The organism is Citrobacter sp. CK206 (assembly GCF_030333125.1).
Taxonomy (GTDB): Bacteria; Pseudomonadota; Gammaproteobacteria; order Enterobacterales; family Enterobacteriaceae; genus Citrobacter_B; species Citrobacter_B koseri.
This window is the reverse complement of sequence record NZ_JAOWGM010000030.1, coordinates 122,149-145,413: the sequence shown is the minus strand read 5'-3', so window position 1 is coordinate 145,413 and position 23,265 is coordinate 122,149. Positions and strand designations below refer to the sequence as shown.

18 protein-coding genes and 1 pseudogene are annotated in these 23,265 nt (G+C 54.4%); 3 read left to right on the top strand and 16 right to left on the bottom strand.

Annotated features, from left to right (window positions below):
• Nucleotides 1-66: 66 nt before the first annotated feature.
• The 12 genes and pseudogenes from OGX81_RS17880 to OGX81_RS17825 all read right to left on the bottom strand — a co-directional run.
• Nucleotides 67-540: pseudogene (locus OGX81_RS17880) on the bottom strand (GDP-mannose mannosyl hydrolase); the annotation flags it as partial.
• A 2-nt stretch (nucleotides 541-542) separates the two neighbouring features.
• Nucleotides 543-1,508, bottom strand: a complete 966-nt coding sequence (fcl, locus tag OGX81_RS17875; protein ID WP_047462602.1) for a GDP-L-fucose synthase — start codon at nucleotides 1,506-1,508, stop codon at nucleotides 543-545.
• A 2-nt stretch (nucleotides 1,509-1,510) separates the two neighbouring features.
• On the bottom strand, nucleotides 1,511-2,632 hold the full coding sequence (gene gmd, locus OGX81_RS17870) for a GDP-mannose 4,6-dehydratase (RefSeq protein WP_012131708.1): 1,122 nt from the start codon (nucleotides 2,630-2,632) through the stop codon (nucleotides 1,511-1,513).
• A 23-nt stretch (nucleotides 2,633-2,655) separates the two neighbouring features.
• Nucleotides 2,656-3,210 carry a colanic acid biosynthesis acetyltransferase WcaF gene (gene wcaF / locus OGX81_RS17865; RefSeq protein ID WP_047462599.1) on the bottom strand — a complete coding sequence of 185 codons (555 nt, stop codon included), beginning with the start codon at nucleotides 3,208-3,210 and terminating at the stop codon, nucleotides 2,656-2,658.
• A gap of 15 nt (nucleotides 3,211-3,225) precedes the next feature.
• Nucleotides 3,226-3,972: a colanic acid biosynthesis glycosyltransferase WcaE gene (gene wcaE, locus OGX81_RS17860; RefSeq protein WP_012131706.1), complete on the bottom strand. Its 747-nt coding sequence runs from the start codon at nucleotides 3,970-3,972 to the stop codon at nucleotides 3,226-3,228.
• 12 nt (nucleotides 3,973-3,984) lie between these two features.
• A complete protein-coding gene (gene wcaD / locus OGX81_RS17855) occupies nucleotides 3,985-5,205 on the bottom strand; it encodes a colanic acid polymerase WcaD (RefSeq protein ID WP_012131705.1) in 1,221 nt (406 codons plus the stop codon).
• The gene (gene wcaC / locus OGX81_RS17850) at nucleotides 5,180-6,397 is read right to left on the bottom strand and encodes a colanic acid biosynthesis glycosyltransferase WcaC (protein WP_104868469.1); all 1,218 of its coding nucleotides are present in this window, start codon (nucleotides 6,395-6,397) and stop codon (nucleotides 5,180-5,182) included. The genes wcaD and wcaC overlap by 26 nt, the downstream gene beginning before the upstream one ends.
• The gene (wcaB, locus tag OGX81_RS17845) at nucleotides 6,394-6,882 is read right to left on the bottom strand and encodes a colanic acid biosynthesis acetyltransferase WcaB (protein ID WP_060816109.1); all 489 of its coding nucleotides are present in this window, start codon (nucleotides 6,880-6,882) and stop codon (nucleotides 6,394-6,396) included. The genes wcaC and wcaB overlap by 4 nt, the downstream gene beginning before the upstream one ends.
• Before the next feature lie 2 nt (nucleotides 6,883-6,884).
• Entirely contained in the window at nucleotides 6,885-7,727 is an 843-nt protein-coding gene (gene wcaA, locus OGX81_RS17840; RefSeq protein WP_024130193.1) for a colanic acid biosynthesis glycosyltransferase WcaA, read from the bottom strand.
• A 114-nt stretch (nucleotides 7,728-7,841) separates the two neighbouring features.
• Nucleotides 7,842-10,004 carry a tyrosine-protein kinase Wzc gene (gene wzc, locus OGX81_RS17835; RefSeq protein WP_104868468.1) on the bottom strand — a complete coding sequence of 721 codons (2,163 nt, stop codon included), beginning with the start codon at nucleotides 10,002-10,004 and terminating at the stop codon, nucleotides 7,842-7,844.
• Nucleotides 10,005-10,006: 2 nt separating this feature from the next.
• Nucleotides 10,007-10,450 carry a low molecular weight protein-tyrosine-phosphatase Wzb gene (gene wzb, locus OGX81_RS17830; RefSeq protein WP_012131700.1) on the bottom strand — a complete coding sequence of 148 codons (444 nt, stop codon included), beginning with the start codon at nucleotides 10,448-10,450 and terminating at the stop codon, nucleotides 10,007-10,009.
• Nucleotides 10,451-10,455: 5 nt separating this feature from the next.
• Nucleotides 10,456-11,595: a polysaccharide export protein gene (locus OGX81_RS17825; RefSeq protein ID WP_012131699.1), complete on the bottom strand. Its 1,140-nt coding sequence runs from the start codon at nucleotides 11,593-11,595 to the stop codon at nucleotides 10,456-10,458.
• Nucleotides 11,596-12,286: 691 nt separating this feature from the next.
• On the opposite strand from OGX81_RS17825, the gene OGX81_RS17820 reads away from it, so the two are divergent.
• Nucleotides 12,287-13,870, top strand: coding sequence for a TerC family protein (locus OGX81_RS17820; RefSeq protein ID WP_058669389.1), 1,584 nt, complete (start codon nucleotides 12,287-12,289; stop codon nucleotides 13,868-13,870).
• 171 nt (nucleotides 13,871-14,041) lie between these two features.
• Here OGX81_RS17820 and asmA read toward each other — a convergent pair whose 3' ends face one another.
• The 3 genes from asmA to udk all read right to left on the bottom strand — a co-directional run bounded on the left by asmA (nucleotide 14,042) and on the right by udk (nucleotide 17,231).
• On the bottom strand, nucleotides 14,042-15,895 hold the full coding sequence (gene asmA, locus OGX81_RS17815) for an outer membrane assembly protein AsmA (protein WP_104868467.1): 1,854 nt from the start codon (nucleotides 15,893-15,895) through the stop codon (nucleotides 14,042-14,044).
• A 21-nt stretch (nucleotides 15,896-15,916) separates the two neighbouring features.
• Nucleotides 15,917-16,498, bottom strand: a complete 582-nt coding sequence (gene dcd / locus OGX81_RS17810; RefSeq protein WP_012131692.1) for a dCTP deaminase — start codon at nucleotides 16,496-16,498, stop codon at nucleotides 15,917-15,919.
• A gap of 91 nt (nucleotides 16,499-16,589) precedes the next feature.
• The gene (gene udk / locus OGX81_RS17805; protein ID WP_024130192.1) at nucleotides 16,590-17,231 is read right to left on the bottom strand and encodes a uridine kinase; all 642 of its coding nucleotides are present in this window, start codon (nucleotides 17,229-17,231) and stop codon (nucleotides 16,590-16,592) included.
• 327 nt (nucleotides 17,232-17,558) lie between these two features.
• Between udk and OGX81_RS17800 the strand changes: the two genes are divergently transcribed.
• A complete protein-coding gene (locus OGX81_RS17800) occupies nucleotides 17,559-20,888 on the top strand; it encodes a diguanylate cyclase (RefSeq protein WP_104868466.1) in 3,330 nt (1,109 codons plus the stop codon).
• On the opposite strand, the gene alkA is transcribed toward OGX81_RS17800, so the two are convergent.
• On the bottom strand, nucleotides 20,856-21,725 hold the full coding sequence (gene alkA / locus OGX81_RS17795) for a DNA-3-methyladenine glycosylase 2 (RefSeq protein ID WP_104868465.1): 870 nt from the start codon (nucleotides 21,723-21,725) through the stop codon (nucleotides 20,856-20,858). The genes OGX81_RS17800 and alkA overlap by 33 nt on opposite strands.
• A 135-nt stretch (nucleotides 21,726-21,860) precedes the next feature.
• On the opposite strand from alkA, the gene yegD reads away from it, so the two are divergent.
• Nucleotides 21,861-23,213, top strand: coding sequence for a molecular chaperone (yegD, locus tag OGX81_RS17790; protein WP_104869119.1), 1,353 nt, complete (start codon nucleotides 21,861-21,863; stop codon nucleotides 23,211-23,213).
• The last annotated feature ends 52 nt before the right edge of the window (nucleotides 23,214-23,265 follow it).

Sequence of the window (23,265 nt, the reverse complement as noted above, 5' to 3'; positions counted from 1 at the left end):
ACTCTGCGTTGGCTGCATCTGCTCACCCCTGCCGCCTTGATTCAGGCTGAATGATTTCGTGTAACATCCAGGCACCCCGGACTGACGATCCGCGAGGAAGTACGCCCGACTGTTGTCGTGAACGCTGGCGCTTGCCAGAAGCCGCTCAGGCGTCTGCCAGCGATAATCTTCATGTTGTTCATCAGGCAGATGCAGATCCGCCTGATTCACCTTCAGGCGAAAACCAAGCACAACGTAATGAGTGGTAAAGTCTTCGCCGGAGAAGTTATCGTCATAGAAGTGCTGCCAGACGCCATAAAACGCGCCTGCGGACAGCGGTAAACGCAGCCCCAGTTCCGCCTGAGTGAGACGCTCAAACGCTTTTTCCAGCGTCTCATCCTTCTGCACGCGCCCGCCCGGTACGAACCAGTAACCCTGCGCAGGGCGATTGGTGCGCTTGCCCAGCAGGAACTCGCCGCGCTCATTCTCCACGATCAAATCAATGGAGATCAGCGGCGTAGAGCGCACGACGGTAGCGAAATCTTCCTGACGTAAAAACATGTTTACCCCCGGAACCGGTGCTGGTTCTCAAGGAACCACTGGTAAGTGCTGGCAAGCCCGGCCTCCAGCGACACCTCGTGATACCAGCCAAGCTGATGCAGGCGCGTTACGTCGAGCAGTTTGCGCGGCGCGCCGTCCGGTTTCGTGGCGTCAAACACCACCCGCCCTTTGTAGCCCACGACCTGAGCGATCGTTTGCGCCAGCTCCCGAATGGTGCAATCCACACCAGTACCGACGTTGATATGCGAGAGCATCGGCTGCGTGTTCTCCTGCCACACTTCGCGATCCAGCTCCATCACATGGATGCTGGCAGCGGCCATATCATCCACATGCAGGAACTCGCGCATCGGTGTCCCGCTGCCCCATACCACCACATCCGGCGCGTTCTGTTCGGTCGCTTCATGGAAGCGACGCAGCAGCGCGGGAATGACGTGCGAATTACTCGGGTGGAAGTTGTCATGCGGCCCGTACAGGTTGGTCGGCATAACCGAGCGGTAATCGCGGTCAAACTGGCGATTCCAGGACTCGCACAGTTTGATCCCGGCAATTTTGGCGATGGCATACGGCTCGTTGGTTGGTTCAAGCGACCCTTGCAGCAGTTCGCTTTCCGCCATCGGCTGTTTTGCCAGTTTGGGGTAGATACAGGAGGAACCGAGGAACAACAGCTTGTTCACGTTGTGCAGATGCGCGGCGTGAATGATGTTGCTCTCAATCATCATGTTCTCGTAGATGAAATCGGCCGGGTACGTATTGTTGGCGACAATACCGCCCACCTTCGCCGCCGCCAGATAAACCTGGTCAATGCGTTCTTCAGCGAAGAATGCCTGTACCGCACGGCTGTCCAGCAAATTCAGCTCGTCGCGGGTGCGGAGCACCAGCTCCACATCCTCGCGCTGCGCCAGCTGTCTTACGATGGCGGAACCCACCATCCCGCGATGGCCCGCCACAAAAATACGTTGTTTCATCATCCTCAGGACTCCAGCGCGATGGCAACCTCGTAGCCATGAGATTTCAGCAAGGAATGTTTCTTCGCCGCTTCCAGGTCTTTCGCAACCATTTCAGACACCATCTCCTGGAGTGTGATCTCCGGTTTCCAGCCCAGCTTCTCGTGCGCTTTTGACGGGTCGCCCAGCAGGGTTTCCACTTCCGCAGGACGGAAGTAGCGCGGGTCAACGGCGATAATCACATCACCCGGCTTCACGCCCGGCGCATCATGACCGGTGACAGAAACGACAATCCCTTTCTCTTCCACGCCTTCCCCTTCAAAGCGCAGTTTGATTCCCAACTGTGCCGCCGCCATTTCGACGAACTGACGCACGGAGTACTGCACGCCGGTCGCGATCACGAAATCCTCCGGCGTCTCTTGTTGCAGCATCATCCACTGCATCTTGACGTAGTCTTTGGCATGGCCCCAGTCACGCAGGGAATCCATGTTGCCGAGGAACAGGCAGGACTCCAGCCCCTGAGCGATATTGGCAATCGCACGGGTGATTTTGCGGGTCACGAAGGTTTCGCCACGACGCGGAGATTCATGGTTGAACAGAATGCCGTTACAGGCGTAGATGCCGTAGGATTCGCGGTAGTTAACGGTGATCCAGTAGGCGTACAGTTTGGCGACGGCATACGGAGAGCGCGGATAGAACGGCGTGGTCTCTTTTTGCGGAATTTCCTGCACCAGACCGTACAGCTCAGAGGTGGAGGCCTGATAGAAACGGGTTTTCTTTTCCAGGCCCAGGAAGCGGATTGCCTCCAGCAGACGCAGCGTACCCAGCGCATCTACGTCAGCAGTGTATTCCGGGGACTCAAACGAAACCGCAACGTGGCTCATTGCCCCCAGGTTGTAGACTTCATCCGGCTGCACTTCCTGCAAAATGCGGGTCAGGTTGGATGAGTCGGTCAGATCACCGTAGTGCAGGTGGAATTTCGGGTTGCTGGCATGCGGGTCCTGATAGATATGATCCACGCGTTCGGTATTGAACGAAGACGCGCGACGCTTGATACCATGAACCTCGTAACCTTTCTCCAGCAGAAGTTCCGCCAGGTAAGAACCATCCTGCCCGGTTACGCCAGTAATGAGAGCGACTTTTGACATTTTATTTTCCTCAAATAGTCCCGTTAGGGAGTAACTTTCTCAACGCGCTCGCGCGTTACCACTGCGGGATTGCCACGGCAGATTGTGTTTGCCGGTAGCGATTTAAAAACACTGCTTCGCGCACCAACGACGGTGCCGTCGCCTATCGTTACGCCGGGAGCGACAAAGACATCCGTCGCCAGCCAGCATTTTTCGCCAATCACAATTGGCGTGGCGTTAATATCAAAATGGGCGCTGGCATAATCATGACTGCCGGTACATAAATAGCTTTTCTGCGAAATAACAGAATGTGCGCCAATCGTAATGTCACCCAGCGTATATAAAACGGCGTCATCGCCGACCCAGGCGTAATCACCTAACGTCAATTTCCACGGATACGTAATTTTTACAGAAGGTCGGATGACTGCGTTTTTTCCTATTTTTGCGCCAAACATCCGTAATAAAAATGCGCGCCAGCGATACATCACCTGCGGCGACCAGCTAAATAACGTCGCCTGCACCGCCCACCATAATTGCACTTTTATTGCATTGCCGCCCCGGAACCCTTTCGGCACCGAGAAGCCGCTTAAATCCTGCATCATTTTTCCTTATATTCAGGCTTTGTTATATAAGGCTTTTGCTTTGCCTGTCGTTTTCAGACGTAATAAATAAGATAATTCCGCCCAGAATCCGGGTACGCGTAATATTTTACGCTGCACGTTTTTTGCATCCCGGCATAATTCCAGATTATTTGAGGTTGACACGCCGCCCATAGAAAATTCAGACACCAACCCTTTGATTCGACGGAAAGGATAGCCTGATTTATAAAGACTGGCCGCCAGCGCGTAATCAGATGACACCTTATATTGCAGATCGTATGGATGTTTTTTCAGCCCTGCGGTCGGGAAGAAAATAGCCTGATGGCTGGCGGGTAAGCTGTGGTAGATATACCAGCCATGTTTGGCGCTTCGTCGGGTTTTATTTCCTTCACCAAAATCCAGTAACGCGTCGCCAATGTACATCGCGTCATCATTTTTTCGCCCCAGTTGACGGACAAAATCGGTGACATCTTCATGAAACACATCGCCGGAATTGAGGAAAAGAGTATAGCGCCCTTGCGCCATCGCAATGCCTTTGTTCATCGCGTCGTAAATACCGCGATCTTTTTCACTTACGAAGCGTAAGTTAAACTCACCGTTGAGTTTTTCCAGAAACTGGGCGGTGCCGTCATCCGAACCGCCGTCCACGACAATCCATTCAAAGGTCAGGCTGGGATCGCGCGCCAGGTTGCGCAGCGAGCGCCAGGTGTTTACCACGCCGTCGTAATTACGAAAGGCGACAGTAACGACGCTAAGTAACATAAAACCACCTCGTCATGAATTCGTAATATTTAGCGCTTTGCGCAAAATAAAAGGACAAACGATTAAAAATGCATATTCCGGGCTAAATATCGAACCGGTAAAAAACAACGATACCGGCGTAAAGAGATAAAGCTGCACCCGAAAATTCTGATTATCGCCAAACGCATTCAGCGTCATTTTTAAGATTTTCCACATGTACCATGCGGTCAATAACACCGCGAACCATGAGAAATAAATAATCAGCAGATACAGGCCATTGTCTATTGTTTTCCCGACATCCGCACCGTTAAAAATTCCGAATGATGCGACATATTCATAAAGTGAGCCAAATCTGACTACGCCATCAATATGGGTCAACGAATAACCAACCATCACTAATGGCCCAACGATACGATAATACGATGACGAACCTTCCGTTCCTAAATCTCCAAGACGTTCAGCGATATAAGGAAACGCAAAAACCACACCGACTAAAAATACGCCCAACGAAATAATCGCCAGTGGCAATTTTTTCCTTATCGCATCCTTATTCAGATACTGAAATGCCCACTCCAGTAAGTAAAACAGGATAAAGGTCATTACCCCTGAAAATGATCCTGATAATATTATCCCTGCCAGAATCATAGCATCGGTCTTAGGGGTTTTGATACCAAACTGTTTGATGCTGAGCCAAATTGAGATTAACGCCAGAGCAAAAAACGCCGGTTCAAAATAGAGCGCAGTGGTTCGCTTACCGCCAAATTTAATAAAATTCAGCACATAGCTATTACTGTAAATAAGATATTTCGAAATTCCTTCCATTAAGCTGCTGCCGCCGGTGAGAATGATCTGCGCCATCTCAACTGCCGCCAGCGCCACCACAAACGCCACCACCATATAGAAAAAACGTAATATCTTGCGGTAGTTATGCGGGGAAACGGTTTTAAAGCGAATACTCCACACCATGCCGATAATGATGACGATGTAAACAAACAGCATCGTCGAGGTGACATATTTGCTGGCATCCAGCGACTGACCGAACAGGTAGTTAAACGCCGTCAGCCCCGCCCCCACGCCCAGCGCAATCATCAATTTTTTAATGCTGATGCGCTCAATGAACAACAACAGCAAAACGGGTAAAAAGGTGACGATGGTGATGGGGAAGCTTTCGCCCAGTTGGGCAATTTTGACGTTGACCAGCAGGTAGATCAGCGGCAGTAGCAGGTAACTACAGATTCTGATAGAACGAGACATACTCCTCCAGCATCTGTTGTCCGCTGTATGCGGTGCGGCTACGCTCGCAAAAGGCCTCCAGCGAGGCGCCAAATACGGCCTGGGCAATGTCGGATTTGCTCATCTGCACCAGGTTAAGCACCTCGTCTTCACTGAACGTTCGCCCGCCCGATTTTGCCAGCACCTCCTGCGCCGCGTCGCTGTGCGTGGCGATCACCGGCACGCCGATAGATAACGCTTCACACAAAATCAGCGGGTAATTATCGACCCGGGAACTGAACACCAGCGCATCCATCTGGTTAAGGGCGCTCATCAGCTTGCGCTTATCGGTTTCAAAGCCGTGATTCACCACGTTCTCACCGTCGAAGGGGGAAAACTTACCGAAGGTGTGCAGCTCAATGTTGTTGCCTGCCGCCATCATGTCGCGCACCAGCTGTTGGTTTGTTTTGCCGTCATAGCGCAGATCGTGCGCCACCACGGCAATTTTCGGTTTGCCCTGGCGCTCGCTCACCGGTGACAGTTCGGACAGAATCGCTTCGGTCGCCACATCAATGCCATTATTGATAATGCGACAACGCCCTGCCCCGTACAGGCTGTTAAACGCCTCCGCCACATGCTGGCTGGGTGAGATAAACTGACAGCCCAGCGAGAGCATCTGTTGAAACAGCTGCCGCTTGCCCATCACCAGCTGGTGCGCTCTGTCCACTTTTACCGGCGGATAATTGGTCAGCGTCGGGCATTTCTGACAGCCGCTTTTCCAGCCTTCACAGCCGTCGGTAAAGGCACAGCGTCCGGTCACGCTCCAGTGATCGTGCAGCGTCCAGACCAGCCTCACGTCCGGCTTGTGGTTTTTCACCTTCTCGCAGAAAGCGACAACCTCCGCCAGATTCAGCCAGTAGCTGTGCAGCACATGAAAATGCAGCACCAGCGGGCCGGGTGTCCGGGTCACTTTGCGGTACAGATTATCGAGATTGCCAAAAAGGTCGCGGTTAAACAGACGAAACAGCGCGATATTGGCGACCGATGTCAGACGCGGCGTCTGTTTAATCACATGCGGGTAGTTGCTGTGGCTGACGCTTTTCTTCCCGCCTTTGCCGTAGCCATAGACAAAGTGCGAGGTCAGGCCTTTTTGTAGCGCGCGCAGGTGCAGGTCTAATGCCACGCCCGCCGCGCCGCCTTCCGCCAGTCGAACATTAAATTGCAGAATATTCATTTAATTACCTTCACTCGCGCCTTCTCTCCCACTACCAGCGCGTTATCGGGAACCGTGTCGAGCACCACGCTGCCCGCCCCGATAGTCACGTTATTGCCGATGGTGATATCCCCCAGCAAAATGACGTTAGCGCCCAGCTCAACGCCGTTACCAATGACCGGGCACGCCAGGCTGTCGCCGCCCCGGTTGCCGATGGTGACGCCATGACGCACAGTGAAGTCGTCGCCCGCGACGACATGCTTATTGATCACGACGGCATAACCGTGATGGATGGTGAAGCGTCGGCCGATGGTTGCGGCGGCCTGAATTTCGTAACCAAACAGGCATTCGGTCATCAGGCGGTACAGCACCAGCACCGGCACGGCCCACAGGTTATTCAGCACATTTTTTTTGCGCCAGACGGAACAAAAATGGGCGACGCGGTAGGCCAGCACCATGCAGCACGGGCGCAGACTCCAGCTGTTTGCGCGTAGATCCTCCAGCATCCTTAACGCCCCCGCAGTCCGTCAGCCAGGCGTTTGCCGTTACGCACAGAAAACAGCGTCAGCAACGTGCGCCAGGTCATTCGCTTATTGCGGATCTGGTACAGCGTAAACAGCTGATACTTTTTGCTGGCGCGGTCGAATTTGTCTTTATGCTTGCGGTAGAAATGAAAGTAGCCGGAGAATTTTTTCGGCGAGGAGGTGATCTGCATTTCACCGTGATTGATGTGCAGAATCTGCGTCGCCTCTTCCACTTTCCACGGTTCGCCGTACTCAACCACCATACGCAGGAAAATATCGTAGTCCTGCGCGGCTTTCAGTTCGGTATCAAACAGGCACTCTTTAAAGCGCCAGGCCCAGGTAAAGACCTGATTGCCAATGATATTGCGTTTATAAAAAAGACGGCGTGAGTACGGCGATTTCGGGTACAACGGCAGACTGGCCGGCTGCGAGTAAACCTCGCCTTCGCAGACATAGTCATTGGCGTATAAAAACGCGTGCGTTACCAGCTGATGCTTATGTTCAAGGAACACGCTCAGACGGTTCGGCGTCCATTCATCATCATCATCGATCCCGGTGATGTACTGCCCTTTTGCCTGCATAATGGCCTGATTACGCACCGCGCAGGCGCCGGAATTAATCGCATTGTGGGTGTAGCGCACGCGCGGGTCGTTTAACCCTTCAACAAACTGCTGCAACTGCTCATACGATGAGGAGCAGTCATCCACAATGATCATTTCCCAGTGGGTATAGTCCTGGCGCAGCACCGATTTAATCGCGCGAATCGCCAGTTGCTGCCGATTCCAGGTTGGCATGTAGATCGAAATCAGTGGGTTGTCTATTGTCATTCTCATTCCCCGGATAGTGTCGGATGGCGGTGTAAACACCTTATCCGGCCTACAGTCACCAGCAATTTTGTCGGCCCTGTAGGCCTGATAAGCGCAGCGTCATCAGGCGACTTATTATTTTGAATCCGACTTGTATTCGTACTCGTAGTAACCGTAATCCTGATAACCGGTCGCCCGTCGGAAGATGGAGTTGAGGATTACGCCTTTTACCGGAATACCGTTCTGCTCAAAGCGGCTCAGGCTGGTTTCCACCTCTTTTAATGTGTTAACGGCGTAACGCGCCACCATCAGCGTGGTGCCGACATGCCGTCCGACGATCGCCGCATCGGTCACCGCCAGAATCGGCGGCGTATCGATTAAGACCAGGTCATAGTGCGCGCTGGCCCAGGCAATCAGTTCGCCAAAGCGCTCGCTCATCAGCAGTTCCGACGGGTTAGGCGGCACCTGTCCGCGCGGCACCAGATCGAAATGCGGAATGGAAGTGGGTTTAGCGCAGGAGGCGATATCCCCTTTGCCCACCAGAATGTCGGACAGACCATTCACGTTGTTGGTGCCCAGCAGCTCGTGGGTATAGCCTTTACGCATATCGCAGTCGATCAGCAGCACGCGTTTGTTGGTCTGGCTGATGACCGCCGCCAGGTTGGCGCAGACAAAGGTTTTGCCGATAGACGGGCTGACCCCGGTCAACATCAGCACATTGTTTTGCGCCTGCATCATGGCGAAATGCAGACTGGTACGCAGGCTACGCACCGCTTCAATCGCCAGATCGGTTGGATTCCCCACCGCCAGCAACTGGCTCTGTTTGTAGCGCTTAACGCCCTTAATCGTTTTGACGTTATCGCGCGCTTTCTGCCACTCCGACAGCGGAATGCTGGCATAGACGCTGATGCCGTGTTCTTCGAGCACCTGCGGACTTTCAATCCCACGGTTAAACAACGAACGCAGCAACACGCCGACGATAGAGAGCATCAGGCCAAGAATAATGCTGCCAAGAATAATCAGCGCTTTTTTCGGCTTCAGCACGCCCGGCTGGGCAATCGCCGGGTCAACAATACGCACATCCCCGACGGTGCTGGCCTCGGTGATCTTCAGCTCCTGCTGCTTGTTCAGCAGTTGCATATAAACCTGCTGACCGGATTCGACGTCGCGCGTCAGACGCACAATTTCCTGCTGCGTTTTCGGCATTGCCGTCACGCGCCCGTTCAGTTTGGCTTTTTCATCTTCCAGCGCTTTACGTTTTTCCAGCAGCGTACGGTAAGCCGGATGCGCTTTAGTAAACAGCTTGGAGATTTCCGCCTCTTTGAAGGTCAGTTCGTTAAGCTGGGCGTCGATATTCACCATCGAATCCAGCACCGCCTTGGCCTCCAGCGGTAAGTCCACGGAGTCTTTATCCTGACGGAAGGCGTTGAGTTTGTTTTCCGCGACGTCCAGGCGACTGCGCACTTCCGGCAACTGTTTCGCCAGGAACGCCAGGCTTTTCGCCGCTTCCGCAGATTTCCGCTCAACGTTCTGTTCGAGATAGTTGCGGGTGATGCTGTTGAGAATATCGCGGATCTGATCCTTGTCTTCACCGGTAAAGGCCAGGCTCAATACGCCGGTATCTTTGCCGTTTTCCGTCACGGTCAGGTTGTTTTGCAGATTGTTGATCATCCCAAGCGTGGAGAATTTAGTGACGGTAAATTCACTGTCCGGGCGGGCATGGATAGCGCTCACCATCATCGTCACGCCATCTTTACTCAGCAGTTGCCCGGCCTGACCGCGCGCGCTAAAGCCGCCGTCGCTGGTCAGTTCGTAGGTTTTGTCACTCAGCACGTTAAGCGTGAAAACCTGCTCGCCCATCGCTTTTGGACGGGTGAACGTTGTCACTTTCACCGTCTCATTCTGCCGCCCCATCAGGCGCTCCCAGCCTGCGCCAAACAGCGGGAAGGTGTTTTTGGTGACGGAGATATCCAGGTCGAGATCGTCAACGGTTTTCCCCAGAACCAGACGCGACTGAATCAGCTGAATTTCCGCTTCTGATGCCGGCGGTTTATTGGCCAGCGCAGAGCCAATATCCTGCACCAGCGAGTTACCGGTATTTTGCTCGATTTGCACCAGCGCGTCGGCGCTGTAAATCGGCGTGGCGAATAGCGTGTAAATCACCGCGCACAGCGCAAATACCGCCGTAATGCCAAGCACCCACCAGCGCGCTTCAATGACGGTTCCCACCAGACGACCGATATCGATTTCATCACTGCCCGTTACCGGAGCGGCAAGCTGTTTTACTTTTTCTGTCATTGTTATACCTGCTCTGCGTTCAATGCCTGCGCCCATTGGCGAGCAGACCTTTCAAGTAATGTGTACACCGCTTCAAACGCCTCGCGACTTTTGCGATACGGGTCGGGTATTTCACGCTCGCTGTCCCAGTGGCCGAACAACATCACTTTCCCGCGCATCTCTGGCGCCATCTCGCACAGTCTGGCGATATGGCGTTTTTCCATCGCCAGAATCAGGTCATAATCCCGGCACATACGCCCGGAGATCTGGCGGGCGCAATGACCTTCAAGAGAGAGGTTATGCGCCGCCGCCACGCTGACCGCCGACCGGTCGGCGCCCCTTCCCACCAGCGCGCCCAGCCCGGCAGACTCCACCGTTAACGACGGGTGATAACTTTTCAGCAAGCGCTCTGCCGTCGGGGAACGGCAAATGTTCCCCACGCAAACAACTAAGATTTTGTTAAACATGACGTTTACCAGTTATGAATGTCGCTGGCCGTATCCGTCATATAACGGACACCGCTGATGGTCGGCAGCAACTGATTGATCAGACGGTTCCAGCGCGCAACCGGTGCGGTCGTGACGTACACCACATCGTAAGGTTGCAGTCGGAACTCCGTCGCCATCACCAGAGAGGTGGCATCAGACATATCAAGCTGATAAATATTGGCGATCTTGCCATTGCGTCCGCCCTCGCCTTTCAGCGGTCGAATCACGAAGATGCCGCTGGCATTGGAGGTGGTCAGGTCGATACCTTCCGCCGTACCCAATGCTTCGGTGAGCGTCATACCGCTGAAGTCCATTTTGAGGGTGCTCTGTTTCTTCACTTCACCCATCACGAAGACTTTCAGATCGTCATTACGCGGTACAAACAGGATGTCTCCAGGGTAGAGCAACCGATTCTGGCTGAGATCGCCGTTTTGCATCAGCGCCTGCAAAGAAATTCGCTGCTCCTGGCCATTGTGCGTCAGCACGACGTTGCGCCAGTCGGCGTTTTCGGTCAGGCCGCCTGCGGCGTTGATGGCATCAAGAACGGTGAGCGGCACGTTGGTGATCGCCTGCTGGCCGGATTTATTCACCTGCCCGGAGACATACGCCTTCTGCGAGCGGAAAGCGGCGATATTAACGTCCACCTGCGGGTCAGCAATGTACTTCGCTAAGCGCCCGGTAATATCACTGCGAATTTCACCCAGCGTTTTGCCCACCACAGTCACTTTGCCGATGTAGGGATAAAACATGGTGCCATCGGGTTGAACCCAGTTGCCGGTATCACTGGAGCTGCGGTACTGCCCGGCGGGTGTGGTCAGTTCCGGGTGATCCCAGACCGTCACATTCAAAACATCGCCTGGGCCGACGCGGTACTGGTAGCTTGAGATCTCCTGGTCCAGTGACATATTGGGCTGCGCCACATTTGGACGTGGTCGTAATTGCTCCACCAGGCGCGGCGTCAACGGATAGACATTCACCATACGGTCGAGATCAAAATCAGCGTCTTGCTGTTTGATCACGTCTTTACCCATCGTAGACATATTGCTGCCCGGAAGTACTGTGCAACCACTTATCAAGGTTACCGACACCAATAATGGCATCAATTTCATTTTGGATTTCATCATTGATTATTTATCACTTTGGCAGAGTAATTATCCCGTGCAATTTAAATAGCGACTTCGCCTGTACACATTTACATTGCAGTTAATTGAAAAGAAATTTAACTGGCATCAGTCCTAAAAAATTTGGATTCATCCGTAGGCTATTGACAGAATAATTCAGACTTGTCACCAGGTTATCAGACACGCTACCGCCCTTGGCTTTTTAGCTACCAATACACTGATTAATTTAGGTTTTTATAATCCTCTTTATTTCCTCTTCTTCGCGACAGAGAAACATCACAGGAAATAAGAAAGTTACTCAGTAATGGCCTGCTTGACGGCGACAGGATATTTTTGTTGCCCACCATTAATGCTGCAAGAATTGTTGCAGTTAACGTAATAGCAGGCAAGGTAACAAGCCTGTACTTCACCCTTTTTAAGATTAATATTAAGCGTGGCGAAATTATAATTTTAGGATTTTATTGATGTTGACAAATTCTATATTTAACGCCCAACCTGCGATATTTCCGAAATATGTCCACATTAAAAAAATCGTACCATATGGAAATTTTATGGTTATTTTTCCGCCACATTTTCAGCATAAAAGCCTGATATAAAAGAAAGAGAAATGACGTTATGTCATTGCATTTTGCGCCAGCTTTATCCATGATCGAATTGTGACAACTGTCATATAACGAAAGGTATTATTCTCACTATGGAATGGATTGCCGATCCATCAATCTGGGCCGGACTCGTCACGCTTATCGTCATCGAGTTAGTCCTCGGCATTGATAACCTGGTCTTTATTGCCATCCTCGCTGAAAAACTGCCGCCTGCGCAGCGCGATCGTGCGCGCATTACCGGGCTGCTGTTAGCGATGATCATGCGCCTGCTGTTGCTGGCGTCTATCTCGTGGCTGGTCACGCTGACGAAGCCTCTCTTCAGCATACGCGACCTGAGCTTCAGCGCCCGGGATCTGATTATGCTGTTTGGCGGTTTCTTCCTGCTCTTTAAAGCCACGATGGAGCTCAACGAGCGGCTGGAGGGGAAAGACAGCGATAACCCCACCCAACGCAAAGGGGCGAAATTCTGGGGCGTGGTGGCGCAAATTGTGGTGCTGGACGCCATCTTCTCCCTCGACTCGGTCATTACCGCCGTGGGGATGGTCGAACACCTTGCGGTGATGATGGCGGCGGTGATTATCGCCATCAGCCTGATGCTGCTGGCCAGTAAATCCCTGACCCGGTTTGTGAACAGCCACCCAACCATCGTGATCCTCTGCCTCAGCTTCCTGCTGATGATCGGCTTCAGCCTGGTGGCGGAAGGGTTTGGCTTCCATATTCCGAAAGGTTATCTGTATGCCGCGATCGGCTTCTCGGTGATGATTGAAGCGCTGAACCAACTGGCGATCTTCAACCGTCGTCGCTTCTTATCCGCCAACCATACGTTGCGCCAGCGCACCACCGAAGCGGTGATGCGTTTGCTCAGCGGGAAAAAGGAGGATGCCGAGCTGGATGCTGACACCTCCGCTATGCTGGCGGATCATGACGACAGCCAGATTTTCAACCCGCAAGAGCGGCAGATGATTGAGCGGGTGCTGAACCTCAACCAGCGCACCGTCAGCAGTATCATGACCTCGCGCCATGATATTGAGCACATCGATCTCGACGCGCCTGAAGAGGAAATTCGCGCCCTGCTGGAAAAAAACCAGCATACGCGTCTGGTAGTAACCGGAGAGGACGAACAGGAAGAGTTGCTTGGCGTGGTGCATGTCATCGACCTGCTACAGCAATCGCTGCGCGGCGATCCCCTCGATCTGCGGGCGTTGATCCGTCAACCGCTGGTGTTTCCTGAAACGCTGCCGCTGCTTCCGGCGCTGGAGCAGTTCCGTAACGCCCGTACGCATTTTGCTTTTGTCGTGGATGAGTTTGGTTCCGTTGAAGGGATCGTAACCCTGAGCGACGTCATGGAAACCATCGCCGGTAATCTGCCAAACGAAGTGGAAGAGATCGACGCCCGTCACGATATTCAGAAAAACCCGGACGGCTCCTGGACCGCCAACGGCCATATGCCGCTGGAAGATCTGGTGCAGTACGTTCCGCTGCCGCTGGATGAGAAACGCGAGTACCACACCATCGCGGGGTTGTTGATGGAATACCTGCAACGCGTGCCGAAAACCGGAGAAGAGGTTCAGGTGGGAGATTACCTGTTGAAAACCTTGCAGGTTGAGAGTCACCGCGTACAGAAAGTGCAGATTATTCCGTTACGTAGCGATGACGAGTTAGATTACGAGGTGTAAGGCTGAACGGCATGCCGGGTGGCGGCTGACGCCTTATCCGGCCTACGGTTGTGTCGTTGTAGGCCTGATAAGCGCAGCGCCATCAGGCGTAGGGTGTTGCCGGATGGCGGCGTAAACGCCTTATCCGGCCTACACATGCTGTCTGTTTTCACAGCCGGCATTCAGATTCGCTTACAGCTTATCCAGCAGCTTCTTCACGTCTTTACCGTTGCGGGTCTCTTTATTACGATCCGCCCAGTCGCTCAGACGACGTTTTGCTTCATCCTGCAAATGCTTACGCAGAATCTGGTCAACCTGGAGATTGTAATTCAGCGCCTGCCACTTACCGTATACGCGCAGCGGAACCGGCGTCTCTTTCAGGAAATCAATCAGCTTGCTTTCACCTGTCCAGCCGCCCAGCACGCGCACGTTAAACTGCGTGTCGCAGGTCTGCTCAACAAGATTCAACGCGCCATTACCGGAAACCGCCAGTATTGCAGACTGCCCTTCCATGCTGCCCAGCGTGAGCTTACCGTTATCCAGCGCCAGGTCGGTGACAAAGCGATCCAGACGGGTCGCGTTATCAAAATTCTGCTGCGATTGCTGCACATCGCCACCGCTACGCGTTACCGCCTGCTGCACCAGTTGCTGGAAGTTCATCCCTTCCATACGCGTGTCGCGCATTTCAACATGCGCCTGCCCTTGCCAGCTGTGACGAAACGCCTGGGCGTCAATATCCGCGCCGGAAAAATCGCCCGCCAGCGACATTTTGCCGGTCAGCGCGATGGGATAGTCAAACGCGTTCAGAATCGTGCCAATTTCCACATCTTCAAGGCGCGGCTGGAACACGGCGCGCGGATTTGCCGCTCTCGCGTCCAGCGTACCGGGCAGAGAAATCTCACCGCCGTCGAGTTTCCCCTGCAACTCGACGACATTCAGCAAACCGGCCTGATTCGTCATTTTCGCCGACACGCCGGTAAACGCCATGCCACGCCACTGCGCGTTATCCGCCCGCAGAGAGAGGGCCGCAGAAAACCCTTTTAGCCCTTGGTAAGCGGGTTCATCAACGCGGGATGCGATAACCGGCCGCGGCCGCGTCGACTGCTGCCCCGTTTGCGCCACGTTTTTGGATGTGCTTGCCACGTCATTTCGCGGAAGAAGGTTATCCAGATTCAGCTTGCCAAATTGCAGATCGATCGCCCATTCCGGCTCATCGCTCAGCGTCACCTGAGCCTGTCCGGTCAGGGTGCTGTCGTTGGCGCTTAAACTGAGCTGACTGAAAGAGAGCCTTTTTTGCCCTTCCTGCCACTGCGCCTGTAATTGCCCCTGGCCCTGAATACCCTGTTTCGGTAAATCGGCCCCCTGCAACTGCCAGTTGAGCTGCTCGATACCGGCCGTTAGGTTGTGCGGATAGTCAGACGCATCGACCGTTCCGTTGAAGGAGAGCGAGAGATCGCGCTGGTCGCGGTTCACCCGCCCGGAAAAATCAAACGTCCCGCGATGCTGTTCATCCTGCTCCATTTGCAGGCGAATATCGCGAACCGTAATTTGCTCGTCGTCTTCATGCTGGAACACCAGCACGCTGTCAGCAACGCGTAAGCTGCTGATATCAAAAGACCAGCCACGGTCTTCCGGGACATCCGGCAGCGTATTGTCTTTTGGCGCAACAGGCGCGTCTTCCCGGCGCGCCGCTTCCGTCTGCGGCGTCAACTGGATGACCGCGCCTTTGAGCATCACCTGTTCAACCTTCAACTGATGACTAAGAAGCGGCCATAGCGCAACGTCCAGGCGCATATTGTCGGCCCGAACCAGGGGTTCGCTGGCGCCTTCCGCCGTCAACGCCATCCGTCCAGAGAGGATGCTGAGTTGAGGCCATACGTGCCAGCGCAGAGGGCCATCCAGTTGCAGTTGATATCCGCTACGCGCAGCGACCTGCTGCACCATATACGCGCGGAAATCATTCGGATTCACCAGCATCACCAACGCCGAGAAACCGGCCACCAGCACGACCAGGAGAATCATCAGCGTCGTCAGAAATCGTCTCATGCTATCCTCAGTGGAGCAGACTCAGTCTTTGTCAATCCGGCTGGCAACAGCGCCTTGCTGATCGCGGTATTTCGCATCCTGGCGACGGTTATAAGGGCGTGCGGCAGGGCCGGAGAGCGGCTCAAAGCTCAGGGCGCCAATCAGCATTCCCGGACGCAAGGCCAGCGGTAATTTCCCGGAGTTGTAGAACTCCAGAACGATGCAACCAGACCAGCCGGGATCGATACGGTGCGCGGTAACGTGCACCATCAGCCCAAGACGCGCCAGCGAGGAACGGCCATCCAGCCACCCCACGAGATCCGGCGGCAGCGTGACGGACTCAAAGGTCACGGCCAGCGCCAGCTCGCCCGGATGAAGATAAAACGCGTCGCCTTCATCCAGCACGATTTCATCGCTCATCACGCGATCCAGCGCGGCGCTGACCTCATCCTTCGGGCCGCTTAAATCAATAAACGCAGCCGTGTGGCCACGAAATGTACGAAATTTATTGCCAAGGCGCACATCCACCGTCGCGCCATTAATACGCTCAACAGGAGGACGCGGGTTGATCGACAAGCGGCCTTCATCCAGCCAGGCTTCAATATCTCGGTCACACAAACGCATGGCACTTTCTCCTTTCGTGCATCAGGCCCTTAACGTTCAACGCGTCAAGGGCGAACCAGGTTATCACTGAACGGTACACAATTCGCTGGGCTTATTCAAAGAACTGACTGATTTTCGCTTTCAGAATATCAATCGCAATGCGGTTCTTACCGCCGCGCGGTACGATAATATCGGCGTATTGCTTGGAAGGTTCAATAAATTGCAGGAACATCGGGCGTACGGTTTTCTGGTACTGCGCCATCACCGAATCCATTGAACGCCCACGCTCGTTGACGTCGCGCTTAATACGGCGCATCAGGCAGATATCCAGCGGGGTATCGACAAAAATAGAGAAGTTCATCTCTTCACGCAAACGCGCGTCCGTCAGCAGCAAAATCCCTTCGAGAATAATGACTTTTTTGGGCTCGACGCGAACGGTTTCCTGCATGCGGGTATGTTCAACATAGCTGTATACGGGCAATTCAATCGCCGAACCGCGCTTGAGCGCTTGCAGATGCTGGAACAGCAAACTGTGATCCATCGCATTAGGATGGTCGTAGTTGGTTTTTACACGCTCTTCCATCGACAGATGGCTTTGATCTTTGTAATAGCTGTCTTCGGGAATAACGCCGATATGTTCATCACCCACTTGTTCACGCAATTCGCGATAAAGGGTACTGGCAATAAGACTCTTGCCGGAAGCCGATGCGCCAGCAATACCGATAATGACGCACTGATGAGACTGAACAGTCATAAATTTAGCGACCTGATTAACCTGGATGTTAGGGAGGGCGACGCCGAAGCGTCAAACGCGGCAATTATAGGGATTTCAGCGGCACGATACCAGTCGAGATAACAGAACGCTAAATTGCCGTCCATCTCTCCTTGTCGCAAATTAAAATGCTTATTTTTAAAGCAGCTGCCGGATTTATTCGTTTATGCCGGAATTAATCCCCCGGAGATGTCAAATTATGAGCCGCTGACGTATAAATCGTAAATTGTTTGTACTAGCATGATCCTGAATGAAAACTGACGCGTCCGGGCCCTCCGCGACGGCAAGGGCTATTCGGATAACGTGGTAATGAGTAAACAAACCCAACATGTTTTAGTTACCTTGCCTCACCCTCTACTGCGTCTCGTCAGTTTAGGTCTGCTCACCTTTATCTTTACACTCTTCTCGCTGGAACTGTCGCGTTTCGATACGCCGCTGGCGCCGCTGTGGTTCCCGACGTCAATCATGATGGTCGGTTTTTATCGCCACGCAGGACGGATGTGGCCGGGGATCGCACTGGTCTGTTCCCTCGGCAGCATAAGTGCGTCACTCGTTTTTTCTCCTGCCGGTTCGCTGAATTTTGGCTGGATGGCGATCAATATTATTGAAGCGGTGGTCGGCGCAATCCTGTTACGTAAGCTACTGCCCTGGTATAACCCCTTACAAAATCTGAATGACTGGCTCCGCCTGGCGACGGGCAGCGCGGTGATTCCACCGCTACTGGGAGGCGCGCTGCTCTGGCTGCTGATGCCCGAAGGGACGCCAGTAAAAACATTTTTGATTTGGATTCTGTCCGAGTCTATCGGCGCGCTGGCGCTGGTGCCATTAGGCTTGCTGTTTAAACCGCGCTACCTGCTTCGCCATCGCGATCCCCGTTTACTGCTTGAAACGCTGCTTACGCTGACGATAACGCTGGGGCTAAGCTGGCTCTCTATGCTGTACGTCCCGTGGCCTTTCACCTGTATTATTGTTCTGCTGATGTGGAGCGCGATACGTCTGCCGCGTATGGAAGCGTTTCTGATCTTCCTCGCCACCGTCATGATGACGTCGCTGATGCTGGCATCCGACCCGGCGCTGCTGTCAACGCCCAAAACATACGCCATGATGAACGTTCCCTGGCTGCCGCTTTTAATGATCCTGCTGCCCGTCAACATCATGACAATGGTGATGTACGCGTTTCGGGCGGAACAAAAAAATATCACGGAAAGCGAATTACGCTTTCGTAACGCGATGGAATATTCCGCGATCGGCATGGCGTTAGTGGGTACCGAAGGCCAATGGCTACAGGCCAACAAGGCATTGTGTCAGTTTCTTGGTTACAGCCAGGATGAACTGCGCGCCCTCACCTTTCAACAGCTCACCTGGCCTGAGGATCTGCATAACGACCTTGAACAGCTGAATATGCTGGTGCGCGGCGATATCAACAGCTATTCCATGGAGAAACGCTATTACACCCGCGACGGCGATGTGGTCTGGGCATTACTGGCCGTTTCACTGGTTCGCCATAGCGACAACACCCCGCTCTATTTCATTGCGCAAATTGAAGATATCAACGACCTGAAACATACCGAACGGGTAAACAAGCGCTTGATGGAGCGGATTACGCTGGCGAACGAAGCGGGCGGTATCGGCATCTGGGAATGGGAACTGCGGCCTGACGTGATCAGTTGGGATAAGCGCATGTTTGAGCTGTATGAGGTTCCGCCGCATATCAAACCCACCTGGCAACTCTGGCACGACTGCCTGTTGCCGGAAGACCGCGCGCCGACGGAAAAGATCATCCGCGAGTCTCTGGCGGCGCGTCTCCCCTTTAAGCTCGAATTCAGGATTGGCGTAAAAGATGGCATCCGGCATATCCGCGCCCTGGCGAACCGGGTGCTGGATAAAGACGGCGACGTGGAACGCCTGCTTGGCATCAACATGGACATGACCGAAGTCAAGCAGCTTAACGAGGCGCTGTATCAGGAAAAAGAGCGCCTGCACATTACGCTGGACTCCATCGGGGAAGCGGTTGTCTGTATTGACGTCGATATGAACGTAACCTTTATGAACCCTGTCGCCGAGAAGATGAGCGGCTGGCAGCAGGAGCATGCGATCGGCATCCCGCTGCTGACGGTATTGCGCATCACTTTTGGCGATAACGGCCCGCTGATGGAAAATATCTATAGCGCGGATATGTCGCGTTCCGCCATTGAGCAGGATGTGGTGCTTCACTGTCGCAACGGCGGTCGCTACGACATTCATTACAGCATTACGCCGCTCAGTACACTGGATGGCGGGAATATCGGCTCCGTACTGGTCATTCAGGACGTCACGGAATCGCGGAAAATGCTGCGCCAGCTCAGCTACAGCGCCTCTCATGACGCCCTCACCCACCTGGCTAACCGGGTCAGTTTTGAAGGCCATCTGAAAGAAATCCTGCTTACGGTACGCGATACGCGCCAGCATCATGCGCTGGTCTTTATTGATCTTGACCGCTTTAAAGCCGTTAACGACAGCGCCGGGCATGCCGCAGGCGATGCGCTGCTTCGCGAACTGGCCGCCTTAATGCTCAGTATGCTGCGTTCCAGCGATATGCTGGCCCGCCTGGGCGGGGACGAATTTGGCCTCCTGCTGCCGGATTGCAATATCGACAGCGCGCGCTTTATTTCTACGCGGATCGTCAACGCGATTAATGAATACCGCTTTACGTGGGAAGACCGTGAACACCCCATTGGCGCCAGCGCCGGGATCACGCTAATCAATAACGCCAATCGCCTTGCGGCAGACGTGATGTCCCAGGCAGATATCGCCTGCTATGCCTCTAAAAACAACGGTCGGGGACGTGTCACCGTGTACGAAGCGCAGCAGGAACAGTCGCACAGCGAGCGGGAAGTCACGTCTCAGGATGAACAATGGCGCATAATCAAAGATAACCCTCTATTGATGATCGCCCGTGGGGTCGCGTCGCCGCGCATCCCTGAAACGTGCGGTTTTTGGCTGATCTCGCTGCGGCTGTGGACCAGCGACGGCGAAATCATGGAGGAGCAGGCATTCCGCGCAGGGCTAACCGATCCCGAACTCAGCCACGCGCTCGATCGTCGCGTGTTTCAGACATTTTTCCAGCACGCGGCATCCACCGTCGCCAGTAAGGGGGTGAGCATCGCCCTGCCGCTTTCCGCCGCCGGACTCAGCCGCGCAACATTCATTGATGAGCTGCTCGAACAGCTGGAGCGCAGCCCACTTCCGCCGCGCTTATTGCATCTGGTTATCCCGGCACATGTCCTGATGCAAGAGTCCGATAAGGCCATACCCGCGATACAGATACTGCGTCAGGCGGGCTGTCGCATTGTTCTCAGCCAGGTCAACCGTGACCTGGCGCTTTTCGATTGCTTAAGCGCCCACATGGCTGACTACCTGTTGCTTGATAGCGAACTCTGCGCCAGCCTTCACGGTAATTTAATGGATGAAATGCTGGTATCGATTATTCAGAGCCATGCGCAGCGGCTGGGCGTCAGAACCATTGCCGGCCCGGTACAAATGCCGCTGATCATGGATGCGCTTTCCGGTATTGGCATCGATCTGATTTACGGCGACGTCATTGCCGATGCCCAGCCGCTGGATCTGTTACTGAACACCAGTTATTTCGCCATCAACTGACGGCTGCCAGCCATCCGTATACCAGATATGCAGCAACGCGTAGGAACGCCAGGGTTTCCAGCGCTCCGCATAACGGCGGATTTGCGCGGGCGTCATTCCCGAAAACCGCTGTTTAATCAGATAATCATCCGGCAAAAAGATATCTTTCGCCTGCCAGCCGCGCAGCGCGAAGTAGTTGGCCGTCCAGCGCCCAATCCCAGGAAAGGTTTGCAGGTTTTTCACCCCCAGCGCAATATCCGGCGGCGCGGACGTCTCTAACGTTCCATCCAGCGTCGCACGCGCCAGATGGATCAGCGCTTCCGCGCGTTTCAGCGGCATCCCCAGTGCTTTAAGCGCGAATGGGTCCGCCGCCGCCAGCGTTTGCGGCGTGGGGAAACAGACATACTCCGGCGCGTCGGCAAGCACATCGCCATAACGACGGGCGACTTTCGCCGTCAGCTTTGCCGCCATCGCCACGCTGACCAGTTGCCCGAGTATCGCCCTTACGCCCTGTTCGAAGGCATCCACCGAGCCTGGCAGACGCAATCCCGGTCGCGCAGCCCCCAGACTGCCGAGCGCATCGGCAATCTGATCGGGGTTACAGCGCAGATCGAACAGGCGTTCAATTTTTGCCAGACATTCTTCGGCGACGGGCAACAAGCCCGCGCTCAGGGTTACGCGCAGCGTATGCGTCTGGTGCTCCGGTACAACGGCGATCAGTCCCCGATGTTCTCCCGTCGCCAGACTGCGAACGTAACGCGCGGGCTCAACCGTTTCGACGCCGCTCACCGCACGCGCGGCGAGAAAACCCAACATCCAGGACCAGTCATAAGGCGGCTGCCAGCTTAGGATATACATTGCAACTCCTGTTTTTATTCTCCTTCAGCATAAACGCTATTCAAACGCCGCGCCTTGCTTTCATATTCCAGTTGTCGGGATTACAACATTTCGTTAAAGTCACGCCCCTTCTTCACTGGCATGGGGATTATTAAGGTGTTTATTGGTTTTGACTACGGCACGGCAAACTGTTCCGTTGCCGTCATGCGCGACGGGCAACCGCAGCTGCTAAAAATGGAAAATAACAGCACGCTGTTGCCCTCAATGCTTTGCGCCCCGACGCGTGAAGCCGTCAGCGAGTGGCTGTACCGCCATCACGCGGTTCCGGCGACGGATGACGAAACACAGGCGCTGTTGCGGCGCGCAATGCGCTACAACCGTGAAGAAGATATTGAGGTCGGCGCAGGCAGCGTGCAGTTCGGGCTGGCTTCGCTGAGCCACTACATTGACGACCCGGAAGAGGTTTACTTCGTTAAATCGCCAAAATCCTTCCTCGGCGCTAACGGCCTAAAACCGCAGCAGGTTGCGCTGTTTGAGGATCTGGTTTGCGCGATGATGTTGCACATCCGTCATATGGCGCAAACGCAGTTGCCGGAAAGCATCACGCAGGCGGTGATTGGTCGACCAATTAACTTTCAGGGGCTGGGTGGCGACGAGGCCAACCGCCAGGCGCAAGGCATTCTGGAGCGCGCGGCAAAACGCGCCGGTTTTCAGGATGTCGTCTTCCAGTTTGAACCGGTTGCGGCGGGTCTGGATTATGAAGCCACGTTGCAGGAAGAGAAACGCGTACTGGTGGTGGATATTGGCGGCGGGACGACCGACTGTTCATTGCTGCTGATGGGGCCGCAGTGGCATCAGCGCGCTGACCGCGCCTCCAGCCTGCTCGGGCACAGCGGCTGTCGCGTGGGCGGTAACGACCTGGACATCGCGCTGGCGTTTAAACACCTGATGCCGTTGCTGGGCATGGGCGGCGAAACCGAAAAAGGCATCGCATTGCCGGTTCTGCCGTGGTGGAACGCTGTCGCGATCAATGATGTTCCCGCACAAAGCGATTTCTACAGCAGCGCCAACGGTCGCCTGCTCAACGAGCTGGTTCGGGACGCCCGCGATGCGGATAAAGTCGCGCTGCTGCTTAAAGTCTGGCGTCAGCGCCTCAGCTATCGTCTGGTACGCAGCGCGGAAGAGAGCAAAATCGCCCTGTCCGGGCAGCCCGATATCCTCACCACGCTGCCGTTTATCAGCGATGAGCTGGCGACGTCTGTCAGTCAGCAGGGGCTGGAAGCAGCGCTGAGCCAGCCGCTGGCGCGTATACTGGAGCAGGTACAACTGGCGCTGGACAATGCGCAGGAAAAACCGGATGTCATCTATCTGACCGGCGGCAGCGCACGCTCACCGCTGATCAAAAACGCGTTGGCGGAGCAGTTGCCGGGCATTCCGATTGCTGGCGGCGATGACTTCGGTTCCGTCACCGCCGGTCTTGCGCGATGGGCGGACGTCGTATTTCGTTAACCGCCTCGCAAAGGCCGACGTCATTCAGACGAATCCAGACAGTGTTTCATAA